This window comes from Streptomyces sp. NRRL F-6676, assembly GCF_000725625.1.
In the GTDB taxonomy this organism is placed as follows: domain Bacteria; phylum Actinomycetota; class Actinomycetes; order Streptomycetales; family Streptomycetaceae; genus Streptomyces.
Genome location: NZ_JOHS01000074.1, coordinates 21413 through 30336 on the forward strand (window position 1 = coordinate 21413; position 8924 = coordinate 30336).

Genomic DNA, 8924 nt, shown 5'->3' on the forward strand with positions numbered 1-8924 from the left:
CGACACGTCAACCGTCCGCCGTACGACACCGAGGAGCGGCGTGGACACCCTGAGGACCCCCTCCCCCACCGACACCCCCGGGGCGGCCCCGGCCGTACCGCCCGGGCTGCCGCTCCGGCTCGGTTCCCTGGACCCGGCCGAGCTGGTCACCAGCACGCTCGGCGTGCGGATCACCGAGTGGCGCACCGGCCGGCTCGTCGGCACCCTGCCCGTCGCGGGCAACCGCGACCGGTACGGGCGGCTCGACGGCGCCGCGCTGGCCGTCCTGGCCGAGACGCTCGGCTCGGTCGCCGCCGCGCTCGACCTCGGCGAGGGCGGGATCGTGCTGGGCCAGGAGCTGTCCCTGGCGCACCACGAGGAGGTCCGCGAGGGCACCGTCACCGGGGTCTGCACGCCCCTGCACCGCGGCGACGGCGTCGCCACGTACGAGGTCGCCGTCACCGACGCGCGCGCACGGCGGGTGTGCACGGCCCGCCTCACCTGCCGGCTGCGCCGCACCGCGCGCCCCCCGGCCGGCCCCGTCACCGAGACTCCCGCGCCCATCGGCGGAAAGGCAGGAGCCACCATGCAGTCCCACCGGCCGCCCCGGGACCCGTACTGGGACCGGATCGGCTATCACGGCCCACTGGAGCCGACCCTCGACGTGCTGCGCGAGATCTGCCGCAAGCACGTCCTGGAAGTGCCCTTCGAGGCGTTGGAGGGCCCCGAGGGGATCCGTCCGGTCATCGACCGGGCGGGCGTCTACGACAAGATCGTCACCCGGCACGGCGGCGGCTTCTGCCTCCAGGCCAACGGCCTGCTCTCGCACCATCTGCGGGAGATCGGCTTCGACGTGACCGTGCTGGCCGCGCACATCTGGGTCCCGCACCGCGAGTACTTCAGCAAGGGCGGCGACCATCTGATCATGCTGGTCCGGGTGGACGGCACCGAGTGGCTGGTCGACGCCAGCTACACGCACCTCGTCTACGTCGACCCCATCGAACTCGTCCCCGGGGAGCAGCGGCAGGACGGCTGGGCCTACCGGGTGCGGTCCGAGGACGGCTGGTACGTGGTCGAGCGCCGGGGCGAGCGGGAGTGGCTGCCGCTGTACCGGTTCGAGCTCCGGCCGCGGACGGTGGAGTACTTCGAGGAGTCGGTCGCCTTCCACCTGGACGGGGAGACCGTCTCGGAGACCACCCGCACCCTGATGTGCTCGCGCGGCATCCGCGGCGGCAAGGTCTCCCTGGTCAACAACGTGCTCACGGTCGCCGAGCACGGCACGGTGACCACCCGTCAGGTGCGGGACGCGCGGGACTGCGCGCAGATCATGGCGCGCATCTTCCGGGGCCACCGGGGCCTCGCGGAGCGCGGCCTGCGCATCTGGGAGCGGATGCGCGAGGAGCGCGAACGCGAGGCCTCCGGGCGGACACCGCGGCCTGCGGCCGCGCGGGGTGCCCGCACCGCCGTCCGGACAGCGGCGGAGGACGTCCGATGACGGCCGACGGCACGACATCCGTCGCGGTGGTCGGGGCCGGCTTCATGGGCGCGGGCATCGCCCAGGTCGCCGCCGCGGCCGGACACGAGGTGGTGCTCCACAGCCGGACGGAGGCCACCCTGCGCCGGGCCCTGGAGGGCGTGCGCGCGTCCCTGGAACGGGCGGCCGCACGCGGCGGGGGCGGCCGGGAGGCGGAGGTCGCGGCGACGCTCGCCCGGATCCGCACCACCACCGACCTGGAGCGCGTCGCCGGCTGCGCGGTCGCCGTGGAGTCGGTCGCCGAGGACCTGGAGCTGAAGCAGCGCGTCTTCGCCGACCTGGACCGGCTCTGCCCGCCGGGGGCCCTGCTGGCCACCAACACCTCCGGCATCCCCGTCACCGCGATCGCCGAGGCCACCGGCCGGCCGGGCTCGGTCGTGGGCACGCACTTCTTCTCGCCGGTGCCGCGCATGGAGCTGTGCGAGATCGTGCGGGGCCGCGAGACCACCGACGAGACCGTCGCCGCGGCGCGCTCCTTCGCCGAGGGGATCGGCAAGAGCTGCGTGGTGGTGGAGAAGGACCTGCCCGGCTTCGTCACCACCCGGCTGATCATCGCCTTCGTCCTGGAGGCGGTCCGCCTCGTGGAGACGGGCATCTGCGGGGCCGACGACGTGGACCGCGCCTGCCGCCTCGCCTTCGGGCACGCCATGGGCCCGCTCGCCACCGCCGACCAGGCCGGGCTGGACGTGCTGCGCGAGGTCGCCGCCGGGCTGGCCAAGGAGTACACCCACCCGGCCTTCGCCACCCCGGACCTGCTCGACCGGCTGGTCGCGGCGGGCCGGCACGGCCGCAAGACCGGGCGCGGCTTCCACGTCTGGGACGACGCGCCCGCCCGCCCCACCCTGCCGCCGACCGTCACCAAGGTGCTGCTCCCCCCGCCCGGGGAGCCGCTGCCCGCCGAGGCCGCCGACGTCGCCGACATCGTGCTGACCCGGGTCGCCACCGCCGCCGAGCTCGACAAGCTCACGCTGGAGGGCGAGAGCGACCCGGCGCGCACCGCCGCGTTCGTGGAGGTCGTCGACGACGCCACGCTCAAGGTCGCCTGCGCGGCGGCCCGCGCGCTGCCGAACACGCTGGTGAAGTTCCGCGACCCCACCAAGATCCCGCTGGAGATCGTGATCGCCGCCGCCGACCACAGCCCCGGCCGGCTCGTCTGCGAGGCCGGTGACCTGGAGGAGGCGGGCATCGTCGTGGACGTCCTGGAGAAGGGCTCGGACGGGCTGCTCCTGGCCGCGAAGGACGCCAACGACGTCTTCGGCCTGACCGGACTGCTCCGCGGGAGCAGCCCCGACCTGGCGCTCACCACGCTCACCGTGCGGTCCATCGAGCACAACGGGCTGGGCGACCGGGTGTGCGTCGACACCTGCTCGCACTTCGGGCAGGACGAGGGCATCCTCGTCGGCTCGTACGCGCACGGCTTCATCCTGTGCGTCAGCGAGACCCACCCGCTGCCGTACATGCCCACGCGTCCCTTCCGGGTCAACGCCGGCGCCCTGCACTCCTACGTCCTGGGCGAGGACAACCGCACCAACTACCTCAGCGAGTTGCAGGCGGGCAGCACGGTGCTCGGTGTCACCACCGAGGGCCGCACCCGGCGGATCGTCGTGGGCCGGGTCAAGCTGGAGTCCCGCCCCATGCTGACCATCCGGGCGGTGTCGGAGTCCGGCACGGAGGTCAGCCTCACGGTCCAGGACGACTGGCACGTGCGGGTGCTGGGCCCGGGCGCCGCCGTCCTGAACGTCACCGAGCTGAAGGCCGGGGACCAGTTGCTCGGCTACCTCGCCGACGACAAGCGCCATGTCGGCTGGCCGGTCGGCGAGTTCTGCATCGAGAAGTGACCGGCAAGCAGTCGAAGCATCCGCGCACACGGAAGGAAAGGTTGCGATGGCTGTGGACACGGCCGCTCCGGACTTCGGCCGGTGGCTCGACACGGCGCTGACCGGCGACCGGCTGGACGACGAGGTCTGGGGGCACGCCGGGCGGGCGATGACCTTCGGCCGGATGCGGAAGGAGACGGCACGCACACGGGATCTGCTCACGGCACACGGCATCGGCCCCGGCAGCACCGTCGCCGTCCAGCTCCTGCCCAGTTTCACCCTGTTGTGGACGGTCTTCGCGGCCTGGTCGGCGGGTGCGCAGGTGATGCTGATGGACCCCCGGCTCACCCCCGCGGAGACCACCCGGCTGCTGGATCTGTGCGAACCGCGGTTCCACCTCGCCGTGGAGGGGCCGGTGCCGGTGGCGGCCCCGTTCCGCGAGGAGTGCGAGATCGTGGTGCTGCCGCGCCGCTCGGGCCGTCCCGCGCAGAGCGCGCACCGTCTGGTGCAGTTCAGTTCCGGCTCCACCGGACTGCCCAAGGTCATCGGGCGCACCGGGCAGTCGCTGCTCGACGAACTGGACCGCTTCGCCCGGTTGCCGCAGATGCCCCGGCGCGGCGAACGGCTGCTGCTGCTCAGCTCGATGGCGTACTCCTTCGGGCTGATCGGAGGGGTGCTGCACAGCCTGCGCACCGGGGTGTCGCTGCACTTCAGCGGCAGCCCGCAACCGCGCGAGCTGCTGCGGCTGCTGGTGGAGCGGGAGATCCACGCGCTGTTCGGCGTGCCGGTCCACTTCGACCTGCTGAGCCGGGTCGGCCGGGCGGGCGGCCTGCCGGCGCTGCGGCTCGCCGTCTCCGGCGGCGAGCCGCTGCGGCCGGAGGTCTTCGCCCGCTTCGAGGAGGCCTTCGGCGTACGGATCGGGCAGGCGTACGGCATGACGGAGGCCGGCATCATCGCCACCGACCTGGCCGGCCGGGACGCGCCGCCGGCCGTGGGCACGCCCGCCCCCGGCATGCGGACGAAGGTGGTGGACGGCACCCTGCGGGTGCGGCTCCCGGAGGACCCGTATCTGCACGCGGACCGGACGGGGCGCTACGAGGACGGCTGGCTCGACACCCACGACCGCTGCCGGGTGCGGCCGGGCGACGGGGTGCTGGACATCCTCGGCCGGAACGACTCGACGGTGGTGATCGGCGGGCTCAACGTCGATCTGACGGAGGTCGAGTCGGTCGTCCTGGCGCACCCGGCGGTGACGGACGCGGTGGTGGTGTACGGCGAGGCGATCGAGGCCCACCTGGTCGCCGACCAGGCTCTGGCCAAGGGCGAGTTGCTCGCCTGGTGCCGCGAGCGGCTGAGCCCGCACAAGGTGCCCAAGGCGCTGCACTTCGTGCGGAAGCTGCCGCGCACCGCGAACGGGAAGACGGTCCGCAACCGCGAGCTGCTGCACGCGAGCCGGGAGCGGGAGCGGCAGGTGATCATCCGGTGATCGATCCCGGCTACGCGGGCACCCGAGGCCCGGTCTTCGACGCGGACATCGAGCGCGGCCGTCTGCGGGCGTTCGCCGCCGCGGTGGGTCTGGCCGACGCCGTCTTCCACGACGTCGGCGCGGCCCGCGCGGCCGGCCACCCGGACCTGCCCGTCCCGCCCACCTTCCTGTTCGGCCTGGAGCTGGAGCACTCCCAGGACGCGCTGGCGGCGATGGGGGTGGAGATGACGCGGGTCCTCCACATCGAGCAGGGCTTCGTCTACCACGCGACGGCGCACGCCGGCGACCGGCTCAGGTTCGCGCCGCTCGTCGTCTCGGTCCGCGCGCACCGGGGAGGCGGTCTGGAGCTCCTCACCACGGAGACGGCCGTCACCCGGCGGGACGGTGCCCCGGTGGCCGACCTGCGCCAGGTCCTCGCGGTCCGCAACGCACCGGCCGCGCGGGGCGACGGGGGTACGTCATGAGCGCGGCGCACTCCGTCGCCGTCGGCACCGAACTGCCCGAGCTGGTGCCGCCGCCGGTGACCCGGGCGATGCTCGCCCTGTACGCGGGGGCGTCGGGCGACCACAACCCGATCCACATCGACTCGGACGCGGCGGTGGCCGCCGGGCTCGACGACGTCATCGCCCACGGCATGCTCTCGATGGCGTTCCTGGGGCGGATGCTGACCGACTGGGTGCCCGTGACGGACCTGGTGTCGTTCCGGGTGACGTTCCGCGCGCCGACCCCGGTGCACGCCAGGCCGCGCTGCACCGCCCGGGTCGTCTCCGTGGACCCGCCCGCCGAGGGGACCGACGGCCCGCCCACCGCGCGGCTCGACCTCTCCGTGCGGCTGGAGGACGGCCCGGTGACGGTGCGCGGCGAGGCGGTCGTACGGCTGCGGGACACCGGCGCCGCCCGCGTAAATGCTCCTGCTCCTGCCCACTGAACGAGGAGGCTCGACGATGGCACGATCCGTGCTGGTCACGGGAGGGAACCGGGGCATCGGCCGCGCCGTCGCCCAGGCGTTCGCCCGCCAGGGCGACCGGGTGGCGGTCACCCACCGCGGCTCCGGGGCGCCCCCCGGTCTGCTGGGGGTGAAGTGCGACGTCACGGACACCGCCCAGGTCGACGCCGCGTTCGCGGAGGCGGAGGCCGCCCACGGCCCCGTCGAGGTGCTGGTGTCCAACGCCGGCATCACCGACGACGCCCTGCTGCTGCGGATGCCCGAGGAGCGGTTCACCAGGGTGCTGGACACCAATCTCACCGGCGCCTACCGGGTGGTGCGGCGCGCGGTGCCGGGGATGCTGCGGATGCGGCGCGGCCGGATCGTGCTGGTGTCGTCGGTGTCCGGGCTGTCGGGCGCCGTCGGCCAGGCCAACTACGCGGCGAGCAAGGCGGGCATGGTCGGCATGGCCCGCTCGCTCGCCCGGGAACTGGGCGGCCGCGGCATCACCGTCAACGTGGTCGCCCCGGGGCTGGTCCTCACCGACATGGCGGAGACCGTCTCGGCCGCCCGCCGGGCGGAGATGCTGGCGGGCGTGCCGCTCGGTCGGCACGCCGAGCCGGAGGACGTGGCGGGACCGGTGCGCTGGCTGGCCTCCGACGAGGCCGGCTACCTCACCGGGGCCGTGCTGCCCGTCGACGGCGGCCTGGGCATGGGGCACTGACATGGGCGACGACACGGGGCGCACGGCGGAACCGGGCCCGGGGCCGGACGGCGGACCGGGAGGGGAGCACTGATGCGGATCGCGATGGCCCTGCCGTACGCGGGGAGCGGCTTCCGGGAGACCGCGGCCCGGCTGGCGGACTTCGAGCGGGCGGGGCTCGACCGGGTCACCGTCCGGGAGGCCTACGGCTGGGACGCGGTCAGCCAGTTGGGGTACCTCGCCGCGGTCACCGAGCGCGTCGAGCTCGCCTCGGGCGTGCTGCCGCTGCCCACCCGTACCCCGGCGCTGCTCGCGATGACGGCCGCGGGGCTCGACCATGTGTCCGGCGGCCGGTTCGTCCTCGGGCTCGGGGTGTCCGGACCGCAGGTCGTCGAGGGGTTCCACGGCGTCCCGGCCGATGCCCCGCTGGCCCGGACCCGCGCGGTGGTCGGCATCTGCCGCACCGTGTGGCGGCGCGAGCCGCTGACGTACCGGGACCGGCACTACCGGATCCCGCTGACCGCCGAGGACGGCGGAACGGGCCTGGGCAAGCCGCTGAAGCTGATCAACCGGCCCGAACGGGACCGGATCCCGATCGTGCTGGCGGCCATGGGGCCGCGCAGTGTCGCCCTGGCCGCCGAGATCGCCGAGGGGTGGGAGCCGATCTGGTTCCACCCCGAGCGGGCCGGACGGGTCTGGGGCACGGCGCTGGCCGAGGGCACCGCCCGCCGCGACCCCGCGCTGGGCACGCTCGACGTCGTCGCCCCCGTCCACCTCGCGATCGGCGTGGACGACGACCCGCGTCATCTGGCGGCGGTCCGCGCCGACATGGCCCTGTACGCGGGCGGCATGGGCGCCCGCGGCCGCAACTTCTACCACGACCTCATGTGCCGGTACGGCTACCCGGAGGAGGCCCGGCGCGTGCAGGAGCTGTACCTCGCGGGGCGCAGGCAGGAGGCCGCCGGGGCCGTCCCCGAGGAACTGGCCCGCGCGGTCTCCCTGGTGGGCCCCGAGGACGCCGTACGCAAGCGGGTGGCCGCGTTCCGGGAGGCCGGCGTCACCACGCTGAGTGTCGTACCGACGGCCGCGACGCATGCCGGGCGGGTGAGCGCGGTGGAGCGACTGCGGGAGCTGGTGGGGCCGTTCGGCTGACGGGAGCGGGGGCGCCGTGCGGTCCGGGGCTGAACACCCGTGCCCGGGCGCACGTATGGAGTGACGGCGTCCGACGACCGGGGCGCTCCGTGCGGTGGTGGACCGCCGGCGGTGTTCAGTGGTTCGGGAGCCCTGCATGAGGCACGTACGACGACGGATCGTCCGGCGCGGGATACGGCTGTCGGCCGTCGGCGGCATCCTTCTGGGGGGCCTGATGGTCACCCAGGCCGCCATGGCCACCGAGCCGGCCGGCGGCACGGCCTCGTCCCGCCCCCCGGCCGGCGCATCCGTCGAGTCCGCCGCCGCGCGGGGCGCCGGGCTCGTCTCCCGGCTCGGCACCGGGCGTACGGCGGGCGCCTGGGTCGGCGCCGACGGCCGGGCGGTGGTGGCCGTGACCGACCGGGACGCGGCGGGGACGGTGACGGCGGCCGGAGCCCGCGCCAAGGTGGTGCGGCACAGCATGGACCGGCTGAGGTCGGCCGCGAAGGGCCTGCGCGCGGCGCCCAGGGTCGCGGGCACCGCCTGGTCGGTGGACTACACGGCCAACGAGGTCGTCGTACGGGCGGACCCCACCGTCTCGGCCGGCGACTGGTCGCGGCTGACGCGGCTGGCCGGCTCCATGGGCGGCATGGTGCGGATGGAGCGTGTCAAGGGGAGGTTCACCACCCGGCTGAACGGGGCGCAGCCCATGTTCTCCACCGGCGGCCGTTGCTCTGCCGGGTACAACGTGACCGACGGGCAGACCTCGTTCATCCTCACCGCCGGCCACTGCGGGCCGAAGGGCTCGGTGTGGTTCTCCGACGACGGGGGCGCGAGCGAGGTGGGGCAGACGGTGTCCTCCCGTTTCCCCGGCAACGACTTCTCGCTCATCCGGTACGACAACGGGCGGTCGGCCGGGGCGGACGGCAATGTGATCGCCATCGGCGACGGGAAGGGGGTCCGTATCGGCGCGGCCGGTGACGCGGTGGTGGGGCAGCGGGTGTTCCGCAGCGGCAGCACGAGCGGGCTGCACGACGGGAAGGTGACCGGTCTCGACGCCACGGTCAACTACCCCGAGGGGACGGTGACCGGGCTCATCGAGACGGATGTGTGCGCGGAGCCGGGGGACAGCGGGGGGCCGCTGTTCTCCGACGGGACGGCGCTGGGGGTGACGTCGGGGGGCAGCGGGGACTGTACGCGCGGGGGGACGACGTTCTTCCAGCCGCTGGGGGCGGCGATGAAGGCGTTGGGCGTGCGGCTCGCGGGGGTGGACGGGGGGTCCGGTGGGGCGGCGGGGGGCGGCGGGGGGGCGGGGGGGGGGGGGGGGCCCGGGGGGGGGGGGGGGGCCG

Annotated in this window: 8 protein-coding genes and 1 pseudogene; all 9 read left to right on the top strand. The window is 74.8% G+C overall.

The features are described from left to right. Positions 1 to 40: 40 nt before the first annotated feature. Positions 41 to 1474, top strand: coding sequence for an arylamine N-acetyltransferase (locus IO29_RS36055; protein WP_063738134.1), 1434 nt, complete (start codon positions 41 to 43; stop codon positions 1472 to 1474). Next, positions 1471 to 2022, top strand: a pseudogene (locus tag IO29_RS39760) (3-hydroxyacyl-CoA dehydrogenase family protein); the annotation flags it as partial. The gene IO29_RS36055 and the pseudogene IO29_RS39760, both read left to right, overlap by 4 nt. Then, positions 2023 to 3351, top strand: a complete 1329-nt coding sequence (locus tag IO29_RS39115; protein ID WP_420709710.1) for a 3-dehydroquinate synthase II family protein — start codon at positions 2023 to 2025, stop codon at positions 3349 to 3351. A gap of 46 nt (positions 3352 to 3397) precedes the next feature. Beyond that, a complete protein-coding gene (locus IO29_RS29045) occupies positions 3398 to 4816 on the top strand; it encodes a class I adenylate-forming enzyme family protein (protein WP_030383448.1) in 1419 nt (472 codons plus the stop codon). Next, the gene (locus tag IO29_RS29050) at positions 4813 to 5280 is read left to right on the top strand and encodes an FAS1-like dehydratase domain-containing protein (protein WP_030383449.1); all 468 of its coding nucleotides are present in this window, start codon (positions 4813 to 4815) and stop codon (positions 5278 to 5280) included. The genes IO29_RS29045 and IO29_RS29050 overlap by 4 nt, the downstream gene beginning before the upstream one ends. Then, entirely contained in the window at positions 5277 to 5744 is a 468-nt protein-coding gene (locus IO29_RS29055; protein ID WP_030383450.1) for a MaoC/PaaZ C-terminal domain-containing protein, read from the top strand. The genes IO29_RS29050 and IO29_RS29055 overlap by 4 nt, the downstream gene beginning before the upstream one ends. A gap of 16 nt (positions 5745 to 5760) precedes the next feature. After that, positions 5761 to 6465 carry a 3-oxoacyl-ACP reductase FabG gene (gene fabG, locus IO29_RS29060; protein ID WP_030383451.1) on the top strand — a complete coding sequence of 235 codons (705 nt, stop codon included), beginning with the start codon at positions 5761 to 5763 and terminating at the stop codon, positions 6463 to 6465. Positions 6466 to 6537: 72 nt separating this feature from the next. Then, positions 6538 to 7596: an LLM class F420-dependent oxidoreductase gene (locus IO29_RS29065; protein ID WP_030383452.1), complete on the top strand. Its 1059-nt coding sequence runs from the start codon at positions 6538 to 6540 to the stop codon at positions 7594 to 7596. A 136-nt stretch (positions 7597 to 7732) separates the two neighbouring features. After that, positions 7733 to 8924: S1 family peptidase (locus IO29_RS29070; protein WP_078864289.1), on the top strand; the 1192-nt coding region annotated here is incomplete at its 3' end.

Excerpts from the sequence above, each read along its gene's own strand:
- IO29_RS29045 (WP_030383448.1), top strand. The coding sequence starts at position 3,398 with ATGGCTGTGGACACGGCCGCTCCGGACTTCGGCCGGTGGCTCGACACG.
- fabG (WP_030383451.1), top strand. The coding sequence starts at position 5,761 with ATGGCACGATCCGTGCTGGTCACGGGAGGGAACCGGGGCATCGGCCGC.
- IO29_RS29065 (WP_030383452.1), top strand. The coding sequence starts at position 6,538 with ATGCGGATCGCGATGGCCCTGCCGTACGCGGGGAGCGGCTTCCGGGAG.
- IO29_RS29055 (WP_030383450.1), top strand. The coding sequence starts at position 5,277 with ATGAGCGCGGCGCACTCCGTCGCCGTCGGCACCGAACTGCCCGAGCTG.